Annotated in this window: 14 protein-coding genes; 9 read left to right on the top strand and 5 right to left on the bottom strand. The window is 71.9% G+C overall.

Going from position 1 to position 16,075, the window contains the following annotated elements; translation table 11 throughout:
• Positions 1-65 precede the first annotated feature (65 nt).
• Both NOO62_RS38015 and NOO62_RS38020 read right to left on the bottom strand, forming a co-directional pair.
• On the bottom strand, positions 66-1,007 hold the full coding sequence (locus NOO62_RS38015) for a hypothetical protein (protein ID WP_268775342.1): 942 nt from the start codon (positions 1,005-1,007) through the stop codon (positions 66-68).
• 157 nt (positions 1,008-1,164) lie between these two features.
• Positions 1,165-2,559 carry a helix-turn-helix domain-containing protein gene (locus tag NOO62_RS38020; protein WP_268775343.1) on the bottom strand — a complete coding sequence of 465 codons (1,395 nt, stop codon included), beginning with the start codon at positions 2,557-2,559 and terminating at the stop codon, positions 1,165-1,167.
• 197 nt (positions 2,560-2,756) lie between these two features.
• Here NOO62_RS38020 and NOO62_RS38025 point away from each other — a divergent pair, with 197 nt between their 5' ends.
• Positions 2,757-4,100 carry a M64 family metallopeptidase gene (locus NOO62_RS38025; protein WP_268775344.1) on the top strand — a complete coding sequence of 448 codons (1,344 nt, stop codon included), beginning with the start codon at positions 2,757-2,759 and terminating at the stop codon, positions 4,098-4,100.
• Between the two features lie 41 nt (positions 4,101-4,141).
• Here the strand turns inward: NOO62_RS38025 and NOO62_RS38030 are convergent, their stop codons facing one another.
• Positions 4,142-4,879, bottom strand: a complete 738-nt coding sequence (locus tag NOO62_RS38030; protein ID WP_268775345.1) for an aminoglycoside phosphotransferase family protein — start codon at positions 4,877-4,879, stop codon at positions 4,142-4,144.
• Positions 4,880-5,081: 202 nt separating this feature from the next.
• Here NOO62_RS38030 and NOO62_RS38035 point away from each other — a divergent pair, with 202 nt between their 5' ends.
• Positions 5,082-6,539 carry a glutamate--cysteine ligase gene (locus NOO62_RS38035; protein ID WP_268775346.1) on the top strand — a complete coding sequence of 486 codons (1,458 nt, stop codon included), beginning with the start codon at positions 5,082-5,084 and terminating at the stop codon, positions 6,537-6,539.
• A 135-nt stretch (positions 6,540-6,674) separates the two neighbouring features.
• Positions 6,675-7,244 carry a dihydrofolate reductase family protein gene (locus NOO62_RS38040; protein WP_268775347.1) on the top strand — a complete coding sequence of 190 codons (570 nt, stop codon included), beginning with the start codon at positions 6,675-6,677 and terminating at the stop codon, positions 7,242-7,244.
• A gap of 17 nt (positions 7,245-7,261) precedes the next feature.
• Here the strand turns inward: NOO62_RS38040 and NOO62_RS38045 are convergent, their stop codons facing one another.
• A complete protein-coding gene (locus tag NOO62_RS38045) occupies positions 7,262-8,338 on the bottom strand; it encodes a LacI family DNA-binding transcriptional regulator (protein WP_268775348.1) in 1,077 nt (358 codons plus the stop codon).
• Positions 8,339-8,606: 268 nt separating this feature from the next.
• Between NOO62_RS38045 and NOO62_RS38050 the strand changes: the two genes are divergently transcribed.
• The 3 genes from NOO62_RS38050 to NOO62_RS38060 all read left to right on the top strand — a co-directional run bounded on the left by NOO62_RS38050 (position 8,607) and on the right by NOO62_RS38060 (position 11,853).
• Positions 8,607-9,554 (top strand): nucleoside hydrolase, encoded by a 948-nt coding sequence (locus NOO62_RS38050; RefSeq protein WP_268775349.1) that lies wholly within the window; start codon positions 8,607-8,609, stop codon positions 9,552-9,554.
• On the top strand, positions 9,551-11,008 hold the full coding sequence (locus tag NOO62_RS38055) for an MFS transporter (RefSeq protein ID WP_268775350.1): 1,458 nt from the start codon (positions 9,551-9,553) through the stop codon (positions 11,006-11,008). Before NOO62_RS38050 ends, NOO62_RS38055 begins: the two co-directional genes overlap by 4 nt.
• A 254-nt stretch (positions 11,009-11,262) precedes the next feature.
• A complete protein-coding gene (locus NOO62_RS38060) occupies positions 11,263-11,853 on the top strand; it encodes a lytic polysaccharide monooxygenase (RefSeq protein ID WP_268775351.1) in 591 nt (196 codons plus the stop codon).
• Between the two features lie 3 nt (positions 11,854-11,856).
• On the opposite strand, the gene NOO62_RS38065 is transcribed toward NOO62_RS38060, so the two are convergent.
• Positions 11,857-12,783 carry an SMP-30/gluconolactonase/LRE family protein gene (locus NOO62_RS38065; protein WP_268775352.1) on the bottom strand — a complete coding sequence of 309 codons (927 nt, stop codon included), beginning with the start codon at positions 12,781-12,783 and terminating at the stop codon, positions 11,857-11,859.
• 202 nt (positions 12,784-12,985) lie between these two features.
• Between NOO62_RS38065 and NOO62_RS38070 the strand changes: the two genes are divergently transcribed.
• Genes NOO62_RS38070 through NOO62_RS38080 form a run of 3 tightly spaced genes read left to right on the top strand, consistent with a single transcriptional unit; the run spans position 12,986 to position 16,070 of the window.
• Positions 12,986-14,626: a PP2C family protein-serine/threonine phosphatase gene (locus NOO62_RS38070; protein ID WP_268775353.1), complete on the top strand. Its 1,641-nt coding sequence runs from the start codon at positions 12,986-12,988 to the stop codon at positions 14,624-14,626.
• Positions 14,623-15,723: a B12-binding domain-containing protein gene (locus NOO62_RS38075; RefSeq protein WP_268775354.1), complete on the top strand. Its 1,101-nt coding sequence runs from the start codon at positions 14,623-14,625 to the stop codon at positions 15,721-15,723. Before NOO62_RS38070 ends, NOO62_RS38075 begins: the two co-directional genes overlap by 4 nt.
• Complete coding sequence (locus NOO62_RS38080; RefSeq protein WP_268775355.1) at positions 15,720-16,070, top strand: STAS domain-containing protein; 351 nt, start codon at positions 15,720-15,722, stop codon at positions 16,068-16,070. The genes NOO62_RS38075 and NOO62_RS38080 overlap by 4 nt, the downstream gene beginning before the upstream one ends.
• Positions 16,071-16,075 lie beyond the last annotated feature (5 nt).

A 16,075-nucleotide genomic window follows, 5' to 3' on the forward strand; every position in this document is an offset into this window, starting at 1 on the left:
GAGAGGTCGGAGGCCCGGGACGGCGCCGCGCACCGGCTCCCTGCGGCGACACCTCGGCAGGAGCCTCACCGCGTGGCGGCTGCTCGGCGACTGAGCGAACCGGCGTCCGCCGTGGACGGCGTTTCCGTCCCCGGACCGGCGAACCCGTCACCGCCCGCGCGTCGCCCCTCCACTCGCCGCCATGCCGCGAACCCGGCCATGGCGACCAGCAGGTACACCGGTACGAGGAGTTCCACGTCCGGGGACGACAGGTGCACGGACCACCCCGCGCCGCGCTCGTCCCCCTCGAACACGACCCGGTTGACGGTCAGGAAGGCCAGATGCGCCCCGATGCCGACGCACAGCGGGGCGCGCCGTACGGCGGTCCGGGCCGTGACGAGCATCAGGCCGAAGACGGTCAGCAGGATCAGGTAGTCCACCGGGTTCTGGCCGCCCGGCGCGAGGCCGACGGGCCCGGCGTCCCCGCCGACCAGCGGGGCGACCCCGGCCTCCACCACGGTCGACAGGCCGGGCACCACCAGGAACACGGCCGTCGTCCCGAGCGCGGAGACCGCGCCGCCGAACCGGCCGCGCAGCGCGGTCCACGTCTGCCCGCGCAGCGTCGTCTCCTCGGGCAGCGCCTCCAGCAGCAGGGCGACCACGCCGTTCGTCACCAGGAACCCGGCCAGCTCGGGCAGGTCCGGGCGTGACCAGGTCAGCAGCCCGGCGCCCGTCGCCGCACCCAGCACGAGCGCCGCGGCGCCTGACGTCACGCCCGCGCCGACGAGCAGGGCCCGCAGGTTTCCGGCCCAACCGCCGAAGCCGATGGCCCGCAGGGAGGTGCCGCGGCGGCGCAGCGTGAGCACGACGAGCGGCACCGCCACCGCGCTGACCAGCGCGGCGGGGACGAGCCGCGCCGCGAACCCGGTGAGGCCGAGGCCGTCGGCGAGCACGGGCCCCACCGCCGTGCCCACGCCGAGGGCCACGCCCATGATGAGACCGCCGCCCAGCGCGCGTCCCAGAACCACTGTGTCTCCTCGATGCCGGTTGCCGCCGCTCCACACCGCCGCGGCAAGGGATACTCCCCATCCTCGGCGCCCTCACGATCATGGGAGTCGTGACGGTGGATGAGATCGCCGTACATCTTTCGATGCAGCGGCGGGTCACCTGGGACGGCGGGGCACGTCACATCGGGGGAGTGGCGGGTGCGGGGCCCAGCGTGGTGGTGCCGGGGGCGGCGCGGTGTCCGAGGCCCGTGCGGTACGCGTCCATCGCGGCCTCCACCCGCCCCGCGCGGCGCAGCAGGTCACCGAGAAGGCGGCAGAGGTCGGCCAGATCGCCGACCGCGCTGGAGCGTTCGAGCAGGGAGAGCGCGGCGCAGTAGTGCTGCTCGGCGCGTTCGGTGTCGCCCCGCTCCTCGGCGATCAGGCCGAGCAACCGGTGCGCGCCGCCCGCGTGCACCGCGCCGCGTCCGGCACCGAGCGGCCCGGCGCCTCCTTCCTCCTCGTCGCCCGCGGTGAGCAGGGGACGCAGGAGCGCCTCGGCCTCGTCGGTCTTGCCGCGCCGCCGCAGCACGTCCGCCAGTTCGACCTCGACCTGCTCGGTGAAGAGCGCGGCGCGCTTGGACGCGAGGATGCCGCGGGCCGTGCGCAGCTCGTTCTCGGCGTGCTCCAGGTCGCCGTCCTGGGCGTGTACGTAGCCGCGCATCCAGTGGCAGTGGGCGAGTTCGGTACGGATGTGCAGCTGGCGGTAGAGCTCCTGGGCCTTGGCGAGCGACGCGTCGGCCTCGGCGATGCGCCCCTCAGCGATGAGGGTGCGGGCCACCCCGCGGTGCATCCCCGCCACGAGCGCCGGGTCGTCGACGCGCGGCGCGAGGGCGAGTGCCAGCTCGGCGGCGTGCGCGGCCCGCGCGTGCGCGCCCATGTCCATGTAGGGCGCGATGGACGCCGTGTAGAGGAGCAGCAGGGCCTCGGGGTCGTGGAGCCCGGCGGCGTCGAGCTCGTCGAGGGTGCTCTCCAGGAGGTAGCAGGCGTACCGCAGTTCACCGCTGAGCAGGTGGGCGGTGGCACGTCCCCGTACGGCGGGGACGCGGCGCGGCAGCGGCTGGTCGGCGAGCAGCCGTTCGGCGGCGGCGAACCGGTCGCGGGCGTCGGTGAGTTCGCCGGACTCCAGGAGGCAGTCGCCGAGTCCGAGGAGCGCGTCGGCCTGCTCCTCGGCCAGGCTGTGTGTGACGGCTTCCTCGTGGACGGTGCGGAAGAATTCGGCCGCGTCCTCGGGCGCGCCGGTGGCCAGGGCGCGGCGGGCGTCGGTGAGGCGCAGGCGCAGCTCCGCGGCGAGGTGGGCGGGGCGTCCTGTGGCCAGCTCTTCGTAGCTGACGCCGAGGCGCTCGGCGAGGTGGCGCAGCGCGGCTTCGGAGGGGCGCACCCTGCCGGACTCCAGCGTGGAGACGTACGCGGCGGTGTAGGCGGGTTCGGCCAACTGCCGCTGGGTGAGGCCGCGTTCACCGCGCAGGCGCAGGACGCGCCGGCCGATCTCGGCCGGGTCGTCGGGTGACACGGCCTCGGAACTCTTGTGCGCCACTGCGTCCTCTCTCGGGAAGGCTTGACTCTTCGTACGCGAGGCCGGGCGGATCCGCTCATTACTGCGGCGTGAACACACCCACCCCACCAGCGAATTGAAGCTCACCCATTGCCTCGACTCCCGGGAGCCTCTACGTTGAGCCGCGCCTTAACTCTACTTAACCCGCCATTTATATCGCGGACTTCGGAAGGAAGCCCATGCCCCCCACGCATCGAATATCCATCCGCACCAGACGCACGCCCCTGAGAGTGGCGCTCGCCACGGGCATCGCCCTCGCCGCGGCGGCCACGGCCGCGGGGCCCGTCGGCACGGCGGCAGCCGCGAACCCGGCCCCGGAGCCGACCGCCGCCGCGCAGTCCCAGCGCGTCGAGTACTTCACAGGACCCGACGCCCACCCGCGCCACACCGACGTCCCCGCCTCCCCGGCGCTCTCGTCGAGCGAACGCGAGAAGATCAAGGGCGACGGCGACGTCGTCCCGATCGTGCAGGCGGGACCGACCGGCACCAAACTCGACGTCGTCTTCATCGGCGACGGCTACACCGCCTCCCAGCAGGAGGACTTCCACGCCGACGTACGCGCCAAGTGGGCGAAGGTCTCGGCCGTCGAGCCCTACGCGTCGTACAAGAGCCTGTTCAACGTGTGGGCGGTCGACGCCGTCTCGCGCCAGTCCGGGGTCTCCAACGACCCGACGAACGGCACCGTGAAGGACACCGCGCTCGGCTCGGCCTTCTTCTGTGACGGCATCGAGCGGCTGCTGTGCGTGGACACGAACAAGGTCGAGACGTACGCGAAGAAGGCGGCCGACCCCGACCTCGTCATCGTCCTCGCCAACTCCACCAAGTACGGCGGCGCGGGCTACAACGACATCACCTCGCCGTCCGGCTACGACGGCATCGCCACCGCCTCATCGGACAACGCCCAGTCCGACCAGGTCGTCGTCCACGAGACCGGGCACTCGCTCGGCAAGCTGGCCGACGAGTACTGGTACGAGGAGTACGGCACGTACACCGGCGCCGAACCCTGGGAAAGCAACATCAGCAAGCTGACGGCCGCGCAGCTCACCGCCCAGAAGAAGAAGTGGTACCGGTGGATCGGCCAGGCCTCACCGGACGGCGGCAAGGTGGGCGCGTACGAGGGCGGCGGCTACTACCCGCGCGGCCTCTACCGCCCCACCGCGGACTCGATCATGCGCACGCTCGGCCGCGAGTTCAACCTTCCCGGCCGCGAGGCCATGATCGCGGGCTTCCACCGGCACGCGTCCGTCGTCACCGCGGAAACGCCCACGGACCGCGCGGTGCGCCGTGACGACAAGGTCCGCGTGCGCGCCGCGGACGGCATCAAGCTGCGCTGGAGCGTCGACGGGCGCGAGGTCCGTCGTGCACGGGGCGACCTGGTGGTGACGCCCCGCTCCCTCGGCGTCCCGGCCGACGGCCGCACCCACGAGCTGACGGTCCGCGCCACGGACCCGACGGACGCGGTCCGCGCCCCGGACCTGCGCGCCCTGCTGACGGACTCGCTCACGTGGCGGGTCGGCCGCTGAGACATAGGGGCCCGGATGTGAGGTGACGCGGCCGCGTCACCTCACATCCGGGCCCTCAGCACGTCGACCTCGCAGCCCGGCGCGGTCGGGTCGAAGCCGTGCTCCACCAGCCAGCGGACCCCCAGCAGGCTCCGCAGGGACCACCACGCGCGGATCGCGTCGAGGTCGACGTCCGTGCCGTAGCCGACGAGCACGTCGGTGAGACAGTCCTCGTGTCCGAGCGTCAGGGTGGCGAGGTCGAAGTGCGCGTCGCCGCGGGCCGCCTCGGACCAGTCGATGATGCCCGTGACCTGGTCCCCGTCGACGAAGACGTGAGCGATCTGCAGGTCCCCGTGCGTGAACACCGGAGTCCACGGCCGCAGCGCGAGCTCGGCGATCTCGCGGTTGCGGGTGACGAGGTCGGCGGGCAGGACGTCGTTCGCCACGAGCCACGCGCATTCGGCGTCGAGATCCGCGGCCAGCTCGTCCGGGCCGCGGCCGTGCCGGGTGGGCAACGGCGCGTCGTGCAGCGTGCGGATCGCCTTGCCCGCCGCCGCCCATGCCGCGGGCGACGCGGTCGACGGTTCGCCGAGCCGTCCGAGCGCTGTCCCCGGGACCGCGGCGATCGCGAGCACGGACGGCTTGCGCCACAGGATCGGCGGGGTCGGCACCGGCACCAGCGACATCGCCTCGGCCTCGGCGTCGAGGCGCTCCGGATCGGCATCCACCTTCAAAAACATGTCACCGACGCGCAGAGTGGTGCGTTCGGAGTGTGCGACGACTACCTCGACCTTGTTCATGGCGGCCAGTATTCCGGCCGGATCACACGGCCCTTGGTCCGCCCTCCGTCACCTCGGGGAGCCGCGGACGGGTAATCGCCACATACTGCTGTGAAACGACTCCAAACGGTGGGCGGCCCCCCGGGGCGGCCCGGTCGGGGGCACGGAGCCGTCGTGTCGGTCAGTCGTGCAGTCGTGTCGGTCATCGGACGAGGAGCAGGCCATGGGTCGCGAATTGCGGCAGACCGTGTTCACCGATCAGGATCACCAGCTCTTCCGTACGAGGCTGCAACAGTCGCTCGGCGTCCTCGGCGACACGGTGACCCGGTCCTCCTTCGGCCTTCCGCAACCGATGCTCGGCGCCGAACTGGAGATGTTCCTGGCCGACCCGGACGACGGTCGCCCCGTCCCGCGGAACGAGGAGGTCCGCCTCGCCGCGGCCGACCCACGTCTCGTCCTGGAGGTCAACCGGTACAACCTGGAGGGCAACCTCACCCCCGTTCCCGTGCGCGGGTCCCCCTTCACCGCCCTGCACCAGGAGACGCGTGACCTGCTCAGTGCGGTCGCCAAGGCCGCCCTTCCGCACGGCGCGGTGCCGTACTGCTCCGGCATCCTGTCCACCCTGCGCCCCGGTGACCTCACCCGCCACAACGTCTCCGCGAAGCGTCGCTACGGAGTCCTCGACGACGCCCTCGGCCGCGTCCCGCGCTATCTGAACGTCCGCGGCGAGCAGAGCTGCCGCTTGCGTTCCGACACCCTGTGTGCCCAGGGAGCCGTCAGCTCCTGGCAGATCCACCTGACCGTCCCCGCGGTGGATTTCGCCCGCTACTACAACGCGGCGCAACTCGTCATCGCCCCGGTGCTGGCCGTCTGCGCGAACTCGCCCGTGCTGCTCGGCCGCCTGCTGTGGGACGAGACCCGCATCCCGTGGTACGAGCAGACCTTCGGCACGTACCGCACCGGTTCGTCCGGCCCGGGCGAGCGTACGGGCTTCGGCGAGGGATGGGTGCGCGACGGTGTCGGCGAGCTCATGGAGGCCGCGTGCAGGCACCGCCCGCTCGTGCCGATCTGCGCCGACATACCACCGACGCAGACGACGTGGGGCGGAGGGCCCGCGGAACTGGAAGAGCTACGGCTGCACGTGGGCACCGTCTGGTGGTGGAACCGTCCCGTGTACGACCCCACCGGCGACGGGCATCTGCGCATCGAGATGCGCGCCCTGCCCTCCGGCCCCACCCCCGTGGACATGGCCGCCAACACCGCCCTGCTGATCGGTCTCGTCCTGGACCACGCGGCCGCTCACGAGCCGGTGGTCCCGCCCCTGCCCTTCGCGCACGCACGCGCCAACTTCTACGCCGCCGCCCGCCAGGGACTGGACGCCACACTGTGGTGGCCGCGGGCGGGCAGCGCGCCGGTCCAGCGGACCGCGCACGACGTGGTCGGCTCTCTCCTGGGGCGCGCGGCCCGCGGTCTGGCCGGGGCCGGTGTGACGGACGACGAGATCCAGCGGTGGCTGGGCATCATCGAGGCCCGCGTCGCCTCCGGCCGTTCCCCCGCACACTGGCACCGCCGCGCCCGCCGCGCCGGCGCCTGCGACCGTGAGATCTTCCGCCACTCCCTGGAACTGGCGTCGGAGGATGTGCCGGTCCACGCGTGGACGGTGCCGGGAGCCGTGCGCTGAAGGGAGCGCGGCGCAACTGCCCGGCGGCTCGCGGTTGATGGGGCCGAGAGCTCGTGCTTCGATGTACCGCACGCCGCACCCTTCTGATATCCGTCGGCGCCCGACGTCCGACGCCCGCCGGCGGGAGGACTTCCGATGCGCAGCGTGACCTACTCCATGAGCCTTTCCCTCGACGGTTACATCGTTGGGCCGGACGGCGGTTTCAACTGGTCGGAGCCCGACGAGGACGTCTTCAGCCTGGCCATGGACGAGGTGCGCGGGCTCGGCGTGCATCTGCTGGGACGGCGGTTGTACGAGACGATGCTGTACTGGGAGACCGCCGACCAGGACCCGTCGCTCGACGCCCCCACGCTCGAGTTCGCCGCGCTCTGGAACGCGCTCCCCAAGGTGGTCTTCTCCACCACGCTGTCGGAGGTGCGGGCGAGCAACACCCGGCTGGCCTCCGGCACGCCGGCGGAAGAGATCGAGCGGTTGCGGGCCGAACCGGGGGAGGGAGACATCGCGATCGGCGGTGCGGGTCTCGCCGCCGACGTGGCCGCGCTGGACCTGATCGACGAGTACCGCATCCGCAGCTATCCGGTGCTGGTCGGCGGCGGCACCCCGTTCTTCGCCCAGCACGAGCGCCGAGTGGACCTCGACCTCGTCGAGACCCGCGCTGTCGGCTCAGCCGCCGTCGTCTATTCGCGCTATCGCGTGCGGCGTTGACCTGCGAGCCTGTGCCATTACCGCCATAGTGCGGCGGCGCCCCCTGGCGCCGGAACCGTACCGTCCACCACTCCCGCACCCGCCACGCCAGCGCCCCCCACGCTCGACTCCCGCACGACCAGTCCGGGTGCCAGCCGTATCGCCTGCCGGGGGTGGCCGTCCTCGCCCCCCGCGAGACGGCGGCCGAGCAGGCGCGCCGCCTCCGCCGCCAGCTCCGCCACCGGCTGGCGGACCGTCGTGATGCCCGGCGCCGAGAGCGCCGCCATCGGGATGTCGTCGAAGCCCGTGACGGCGACCTCGCCGGGCACGTCGACGCCGAGCTGCTGCAGGCGCTGCAGCGCGCCGATGGCGATCAGGTCGTTGGCGCAGACGAGGGCGTCGGGCCGGGCGGGCCAGACCTCGTCGACCGCGGCCCGGCCCCACTCCACGGAGAAGTCGCCGAGGGCCACCCGGTCCGGCGCCCCGGGATCGAGCGCCGCGGCGCCGGACGCGTAGGCGACCCGGCGTTCCGCGGCGGCCGATGCCGTGCCCGTCGCGCCGAGGAAGCAGACGCGGCGGCGGCCCGTGGCGGCGAGGTGGTCGAGGACGAGAGCCATGCCCGCGGTGTTGTCCACCGCCACGGAGTCGGCGACGGCGGGCCCGCAGCCCCGGTCCATCAGGACGAGCGGCACCCGGGCCGCCGCCGCGGTCACCGCCTCCCGGCTGCGCTCCTCGTGCGCCGGGATCACCAGGAGCGCGTCGACCCGCCGGCCCAGCAGATCGGCGATGTACTCCGCCTCGGCCACCGGATCGTCGTCGCAGTCGGCGAGCAGCACGGCACGGCCCCCGGCGTGCAGGGCGTGCGTCAACTCGCGTACCAGCGTCGGGTAGAAGGGGTTCGTGATCTGCGGCAGGACGAGCCCGACCGTGCCCGTGGAACGGCTGCGCAGAGCCCGCGCCGCGTGGTTCGGCCGGTAGCCGAGCGTCTCGGCGGCCTCGCGCACCCGGCGCGCGGTCTCCGCGCCGACGGGGCGCGTGCCCGCGAGAACCCGGGAGACCGTGGCGACGGAGCAGCCGGAGGCCCGGGCCACGTCTCTCAGCGTTACGTCGGCCACGCCGCGCCCACCCTTCGATGCGTTTCGGCAAACGTTATCAGCGGGCCACCAACGTCACCAGAGCCGATTTTCCGGGCGTATTCTCCCTGTTGGACCATTTCTGTGGTGCCGAACGCGCTTCGGACTCCTGTCCGTTCCGGGCGAGTTTGCCGGGGTGTGTCGTTGACCATTGACATAATTCGCGCCGGTGCACACAGTCTTGGGAGAACGTTTTCCCGAGCGTCGCCGCATGTGCAGCGCCCGCTCAGCCGAACAAAGAGGTTCCGCGATGCCCCGAAAGATCATCCTGGACTGCGACCCCGGACATGACGACGCGATCGCCATGCTCCTGGCGCACGGAAACCCGGATGTCGAGCTGGTAGCCGTCACCACCGTGGTGGGCAACCAGACCCTGGAGAAGGTCACCCGCAACGCCCTTTCGGTGGCCCGCATCGCGAACATCACCGGCGTCCCGTTCGCCGCGGGCTGCCCCCGCCCCCTCGTACGCGACGTCGAGACCGCCCCCGACATCCACGGCGAGAGCGGCATCGACGGCCCCGTCATGCCCGAGCCGACCCTGGCCCTGGACGAGCGCCACGCCGTCGACCTCATCATCGACACGGTCATGGCCCACGAGCCCGGCGAGATCACCATCGTCCCCACCGCGGGCCTCACCAACATCGCCCTGGCCGCCCGCAAGGAGCCCCGCATCGTCGAGCGCGTCCGCGAGGTCGTGCTCATGGGCGGCGGCTACCACACGGGCAACTGGAGCCCCGTCGCCGAGTTCAACATCAAGATCGACCCCGAGGCCGCGCACATCGTCTTCAACGAGAGCTGGCCCGTCACCATGGTCGGCCTCGACCTGACCCACCAGGCCCTCGCCACCCCCGAGGTCATCGAGCGCATCGGAAAGGTCGGCACCAAGCCCGCCCTCTTCGTCAACGAGCTCCTCGACTTCTTCGGCGCCATGTACCTGGAGGCCCAGGGCTTCGACGCCCCGCCGGTCCACGACCCGTGCGCCGTCGCCTACGTCATCGACCCGAGCGTCATGACCGTCCGTAAGGCTCCCGTCGACATCGAGCTCACCGGAACCCTCACCCTCGGCATGACCGTGACGGACTTCCGCGCCCCCGCCCCGGACGACTGCACCACCCAGGTCGCCGTCGACCTGGACCACACGCGCTTCTGGGACCTGATCGTGGACGCCCTCGAGCGGATCGGTGACGTCAGCGCATGAACGCCCTCACCGAACCCGCCGCCGCTCCGGGCGGCGCCCGCGGCTCCCGGCCGGTGCGCATCGGGGTCCTGGTCACCGCGCTCCTCGCGGCCTGCTTCGCCTTCCAGCTCAACGCGAGCATGCTCAGCCCCGCCCTGAAGAACATCGAGGACTCCCTCGGCGCGACCTCCGCCGAGGTGGGCCTCACCCAGACCGCGTTCTTCACGTCGGCCGCGCTCTTCTCGCTCTTCCTGCCCCGCCTCGGCGACCTCGTCGGACGGCGCAAGGTGCTCGCCGGGATGCTCGCGCTGATGGTGGTCGGCTGCATCGTCGCCGCCCTCGCCGAGAGCGTGCCGATGCTCTTCGCGGGCCGCGTCATCCAGGGCGTCTCGGGACCCACCGTGCCGCTCTGCCTCATCATGCTGCGCAACGAGGTCCACGAGCCGAAGAAGTACGGCACGCTCCTCGGCGTCATCACCGCGGTCAACGGCGGCATCGCGGGCGTCGACTCCCTGGCCGGCGGCTACCTCGCCGACCACCACGGCTTCCAGTCCGTCTTCTGGGCCATGGCGGGCGTCGCCGCGATCGCCACGCTCCTCGTCGCCACCCTGACCCCCGAGTCGAAGGCCGCCCCGTCCGCCGACAGCGCGGACAGCCGCATGGACTGGCCGGGAGTCACCCTCCTGGTCATCTCGGTCGGCGCGGCCCTGATCGCCCTCAACGAGGCGGGCAAGCTCGGCAACGCGAACTGGCCGCTCGTCGTGGGCCTCTTCGTCGTCACCGCCGTAGCCTTCGCCCTGTTCTGGCGCATCGAGGACCGCAGCAGCCACCCCCTGGTCGCCACCCGGCACCTGCGCCGCCGCTCCACCTGGGCCCTGCTGCTCACCACGGTCCTCACCATGACCGGCGTGTTCGCCGTGATGAACGGCATGATCCCCGCGTTCGCGCAGGACGCGCAGGCAGGCTTCGGCATGAGCGCCGAGCACAGCGCCTGGTGGACCCTGACGCCGTACGCCCTCGCGGGCCTCGCCATGGGACCCATCGCCGGACGCCTCGCGGCCACGTACGGCTACGGGCGCATCCTGCGCCTCGGGCTCATCGGCTCGGCCGTGACGGTCGCCCTGATGCTGTTCACGCTGCACGCCGACTCGCGGCTGCTGCTGCTCGTCGCGTCGGTCCTGATCGGCGTCACCTACGCGGGCGTGGGCAACATCGTCCTCAACGGGCTCGGCATCGTGCTCTCCCCGAAGGAGAACCCGGGCTTCCTGCCCGGCCTGAACGCGGGCGCCTTCAACCTCGGCGCGGGCCTCAGCTTCGCCGTCCTGTACGCGGTGCAGACCGCCGCGGCACCGGCCGACAAGACGTCACCCGCCGGCTACACGGCAGGCATGATCGCCGGAGTCGTCCTCATCGCGCTGGCCTTCGCGACGTCCTTCCTCATCCCCAAGCCGGTGGAGGCGGAAGCCACGGAGTGAGCGGTGCGGGTGGCCCTGCCCCTGCGGATGGAGTCCCGCCGCCGATCGGCCGTCGGTGGGGTTCCATCCGCAGGGGCTCCATTGGTATGGACATGCCTAACTCGTGGGGCTAGCCTCGGACTTGGTCTAGACCGCGTCGGACGTGTGCCCTCCGGTTGTTCCCGCACTGCCGCCCGCTCCGCACGGTGCTAGCGGCGGTGCTCCAGAGGTGTGCGTCCGGCCCCAACCGCATCCTCGGACCACGGGAGCACATCATGCGCAGGAAGCTCACCTCGTTACTCCTGGGCCTCGGCCTCGCGGGATCGGCCATGCTGGCCACCAGCGGCAGCGCCCAGGCCCACGGCTACACCGACTCGCCCGTCAGCCGCCAGCAGTTGTGCGGCAACGGCACCGTCCGCAACTGCGGGCAGATCCAGTGGGAGCCGCCGAGCGTGGAGGGACCCAAGGGATTCCCCGCGCGCGGGCCGGGCGACGGCCGCATCTGCTCGGGCGGCATCGGACGCTTCTCCGAACTGGACGACCCGCGGGGCGGCAAGTGGCCCACCACCAAGCTGACGGCGGGCCAGAACCACACCTTCGTCTGGCGCATCACCGCCCGCCACGCCACGACGGACTTCCGCTACTACATCACCAAGGACGGCTGGGACCCGACCAAGCCGCTGACCAGGGCCGACCTGGACCCGCAGCCGTTCCTCGCGGTGCCCTTCGGCGGCCGTCAGCCCGGCTCCACGGTCACCCACAGCGGTCTTCTGCCCCAGAAGACCGGCCAGCACATCATCCTCGGCGTCTGGACCATCGCGGACACCGGCAACGCCTTCTACGCCTGCTCCGACGTCCGCTTCTGACACTCAACGGAGCACGCGCGGCAGCCCCGTCACGGACATGACCAGTGAGTACAGCGAACTGGTCGCGGTGATGAACAGGCGATTGTTCTTCGGGCCGCCGAAGGTGATGTTGGAGACCGGCTCCGGCACCCGCAGGCGCCCGATGAGGGTGCCGTCGGGGTCGTAACAGTGCACCCCGCCCTCGATGGCGGCGGCCCACAGACGGCCGCCGTCGTCGAAGCGGATGTTGTCGAACCGGCTGACGTCGTCCTTCGTCTCGGCGAACACCCTGCCTTCGGAGAGCGTGCCGTCCTCACGCACCTCGAAGACGCGGATGCAGCCGCCGCGCGTGTCGGACACGTACAACTGCCGCTCGTCGGGTGAGAAGACGAGCCCGTTCGGCCCCCCGAAACCGTCCGCCACCAGACGCACCTCGCCCGTCGAAGGGTCGATCCGGTACACGTTGAGGCCGTCGATCTCGGGCTCGGCGCGATGTCCCTCGTAGTCGCTGAGGATCCCGAAGTCCGGGTCCGAGAACCACACCGATCCGTCCGAGCGGACGACCGCGTCGTTCGGGCTGTTGAGCCGCTTGCCCCCGTACCGCTCGGCCAGCACCGTGATCCTGCCGTCCGGCTCCGTGCGCGTCACCCGGCGGTTGCCCTGTTCACAGCTGATGAGGCGGCCCTCCCGGTCGAGGGTGTTGCCGTTGACGTGCCCGGCGGGGGAGCGGAAGACGGAGACCGCGCCGGTCGACTCGTCCCACCGCAGCAGCCGGTCGTTCGGGATGTCGCTCCAGACGAGCTGACGCCAGGCGGGGAGGTAGAGCGGCCCCTCGGCCCACCGGCAGCCCCCGTGCAACTGTTCGAGGCGGTCGTCGCCGTTCGCACACTGCCCGGTACGGAACCGCTCGTCGAGGATCTCGTACGGGGAGGTGCTGTCATTGCCGGACATGGGTACCCCTCGGCGGGCCGAAGCTGCATGGTGTTCGGATGCTCGCGACTATGCCAGCAGGACGCGGCCATCTCCCCGACCGGACACGGGTTGCCAGGAAGGTGTCCCGTGCGGGATCGTTGCCGCAAGGCAACATTTTCCCTATGAGTTGGTGAGGTGAGGGATTCGCCCAGCGGGTCCTCGATATTTGGTCTCCCCCCACATGCAGACCGCCGCGGTCACGGAGCCCGACTTCCCGTGGAACGGTGCCCCCTACCCAGTCCTTGTCGCTGACGCGGCGGGCTTCCTGTCGCAGTGCAACGCCGCCGCGCGGGCACTGCTCCCCGCGGCCCGACCCGGGACGCACCTCGACGACGTGGTCCCGGCCTGGCTGGCCGCCGCCCATCGCGCCACGCGCCTGCCCGGACCACGCCCCGTACAGGCATCGGACGCCCCACTGTCCGGTGTGATCGGAGCGCGCCGTTTCGAGGCACACCCCAGCGTGCGCGACGACGGCACGGTCGCCTGGTGGCTGGTGGACCAGACGGACCATCAGCTCGCCCGCGAAGCCCTGCACATCGAAAGGGAGCGGACCGCGTTCCTGGCGAAGGCGTCCAGCACGCTGCTCTCCTCCCTCAACCTGGGGCGCTGCATGGACGTCACCGCGCAGCTGGCCGCCGAGAACCTCGCCGACGCGGCGCTGGCCATCGCCCCGGCACGCGGCCACCGGCTGCCCGTGGTGACCTGCCTGCGCGGCGGCAGCCCCACCACGTCGGAGCAGGCGGTCGACCCCAACGAGGTCCCCGGCCTCGGTGAGGCCCTCCGGGGGTTCCCGCCGGTGCCCTCGCGGTGGATCGACCCGTCGGCGGCGCCGGAGTGGATGATTCCCGAGGGCTTCGGCCCCGTCGGCGCCATAGTGATCACCCCGCTGCCCGGGCACGGCGTCCCCGCCGGTGCGCTGATCCTGCTGCGCAAAGAGGGCGGTGTCGGCTTCACCGAGAAGGAAGAGGTCTTCGCCCGCCTCTTCGCCGCACGGTCCGGAGCGGCGATGTCGGCCGCCCGTCTCTACGCCGAGCAGACGGCCATCACCGAAGTGCTGATGCGGGAGCTGCTGCCCCCGACCCTGCAGCACATCTCAGGAGTGGACTTCGCAGGCCGATACCGGCCCTCGGCCGACTACGAACGCATCGGCGGGGACTTCTACGACGTCCACCCCGCCACCGTCGAGGGCGAGCCGTCGCTGGTGACGCTGGGCGACGTCTGCGGAAAGGGCCTGGAGGCCGCTGTCCTCACCGGCAAGATCCGCAATACCCTCCACGCGCTGCTGCCGATGGCGGACGACCACCAGCGCATGCTTACCCTGCTCAACACGGCGTTGCTCAACTCCCACCACACCCGCTTCGCGACGCTGGTCCTGGCCTCCGCCATCCGCAGGGACGACGAGGTGCACCTGCGGCTGACCAGCGCCGGTCATCCACCCCCGCTGATCATCCGCGCCAACGGCACGGTCGAGGAAGCCGACACCCGCGGCACCCTCGTCGGCGCCATGCCGAACGTGCCCGCCCGCACCACGGCGGTCACGCTCGCGCCGGGGGAGACCTGCATCCTGTACACCGACGGGATCACCGAAGCCCAGGGCGGCCCGATGGGCGACGCGCAGTTCGGCGAAGGACGCCTCAAGCGTGCCCTCGCCGGATGTGCCGGCATGCCGTCGGAGGGCATCGTGGAACATGTCCAGATGCTCGCCTCCCAGTGGCTCGGCAACCGCCGTCACGACGACATGGCCGTCGTCGCCATCTCCGCACCCCGCACGCACCACCTGAGTGCCGTGAACGGCCGCACTCGGGGCAGGTTCACCGCATGAGCACCAGCACCCCGCCCCGCCTCCGGGCCGCCGTCCCGCCCCCGCCCCCGGAGCTGGCCGACCGGCTGTGGAAGGCCGTGGCGGTCGGCGACGAGTACACGGCCACCGAAGTCCTCCTGCGCGCCCTCGACGACGGCGCCGATCCGGAAGCCGTCCTCGTGGACGTCATCGCCGCGGTGCAGAGCCGAGTCGGCGAGGAGTGGGCCGCGAACCGCCTCAGCATCGCCCAGGAGCACGCGGCCACCTCCATCAACGAACGCGCCGTCGCCGCCCTGGCCCTGCACCCCGCCGCCCGCAGGACACCCGACCGGGGCCGGGTCACGGTGGCGTGCGTGGACGGCGAATGGCACGCCCTGCCCGCCCGGCTCCTCGCCGAGGTGCTCAAGCTGCGCGGCTGGCAGGTCGACTACCTGGGAGCGCAGGTCCCCGTACCGCATCTGATCACCCACCTGCACACCACGCAGGCCGACGCGGTCGCGCTGTCCAGCTCGATCGCCACCAGACTCCCCACCGCGCACGCGGCGATCACCGCGTGCCAGGCCGTCGGCGTGCCCGTCCTGGTCGGCGGCGCCGCGTTCGGACCGAGCGGCCGCTACGCGCGGCTGCTGGGCGCCGACGCGTGGGCGCCCGATGCCCCGACCGCCGCCGACCACCTCGCCGAAGGACGCCTGCCGCGCCCGCAGGCCGACCACCAGCAGCTGGACGACCTCCCGCACCTGGCCGACCAGGAATACACGATGGTCACCCGGAGCGGCGACTCCCTGGTGCGGACCGTCTTCCGCGCTCTGGAGGACGCGTTCCCCGCCATGCGCGGCTACGACGAAACGCAGCGCGAGCGCACCGCGGAGGACCTCGCGCACATCGTGGAGTTCCTCGCCACGGCCCTCTACCTCGGCGACGAAGAACTCTTCCGCTGGTTCATCACCTGGACCGCCCGGATCCTGGAGGCCCGAGGGGTGCCCGCACGGTCACTCCCCCCGGCCCTCGACCTCTTCCTCCGCGAACTCAAGGACTTCCCCCGGGCATCCCGCATCCTCCGCAGCGGACTCGAAGCCCTCACCACCGATCACGCCACCGCGCCTGGAACACCTGTATGACCACATCGCACGCCGCGCTGCGCCTGGCCACCGCCGGCACCGCGGACACCGTCCACATAGAGATCACCGGCGATCTCGACTACGACAACGCCGAGTTCCTCCTCGCCGAGGTCACCGACCAGCTCGGCGCCCGGCCGCAGCTCCGGGACCTGCACCTGCACTGCGCGGGCATCGCCAACGTCGACTCCATGGGCCTGTCCATCCTGCTGATGATCGGCCGCCGTACCGCCGACACCGGGACACGGCTGCACCTGGACGACCGGCCCCCGAACCTGGAGCGGCTCCTCGACCTCACCGGCACGCTCGAATACTTCACGCGAGCAGCAGCCCCCGACGGCGCCTTCTAGGACAC

It is taken from the genome of Streptomyces sp. Je 1-369, assembly GCF_026810505.1.
Classification (GTDB): Bacteria; Actinomycetota; Actinomycetes; order Streptomycetales; family Streptomycetaceae; genus Streptomyces.

What these genes read in the sequence shown, in the direction of transcription:
- NOO62_RS38025 (WP_268775344.1), top strand. Translation starts at nt 2,757, where the DNA reads ATGCCCCCCACGCATCGAATATCCATCCGCACCAGACGCACGCCCCTG.
- NOO62_RS38030 (WP_268775345.1), bottom strand. Translation starts at nt 4,879, where the DNA reads ATGAACAAGGTCGAGGTAGTCGTCGCACACTCCGAACGCACCACTCTG.
- NOO62_RS38035 (WP_268775346.1), top strand. Translation starts at nt 5,082, where the DNA reads ATGGGTCGCGAATTGCGGCAGACCGTGTTCACCGATCAGGATCACCAG.
- NOO62_RS38040 (WP_268775347.1), top strand. Translation starts at nt 6,675, where the DNA reads ATGCGCAGCGTGACCTACTCCATGAGCCTTTCCCTCGACGGTTACATC.
- NOO62_RS38050 (WP_268775349.1), top strand. Translation starts at nt 8,607, where the DNA reads ATGCCCCGAAAGATCATCCTGGACTGCGACCCCGGACATGACGACGCG.
- NOO62_RS38055 (WP_268775350.1), top strand. Translation starts at nt 9,551, where the DNA reads ATGAACGCCCTCACCGAACCCGCCGCCGCTCCGGGCGGCGCCCGCGGC.
- NOO62_RS38060 (WP_268775351.1), top strand. Translation starts at nt 11,263, where the DNA reads ATGCGCAGGAAGCTCACCTCGTTACTCCTGGGCCTCGGCCTCGCGGGA.
- NOO62_RS38065 (WP_268775352.1), bottom strand. Translation starts at nt 12,783, where the DNA reads ATGTCCGGCAATGACAGCACCTCCCCGTACGAGATCCTCGACGAGCGG.
- NOO62_RS38070 (WP_268775353.1), top strand. Translation starts at nt 12,986, where the DNA reads ATGCAGACCGCCGCGGTCACGGAGCCCGACTTCCCGTGGAACGGTGCC.
- NOO62_RS38075 (WP_268775354.1), top strand. Translation starts at nt 14,623, where the DNA reads ATGAGCACCAGCACCCCGCCCCGCCTCCGGGCCGCCGTCCCGCCCCCG.
- NOO62_RS38080 (WP_268775355.1), top strand. Translation starts at nt 15,720, where the DNA reads ATGACCACATCGCACGCCGCGCTGCGCCTGGCCACCGCCGGCACCGCG.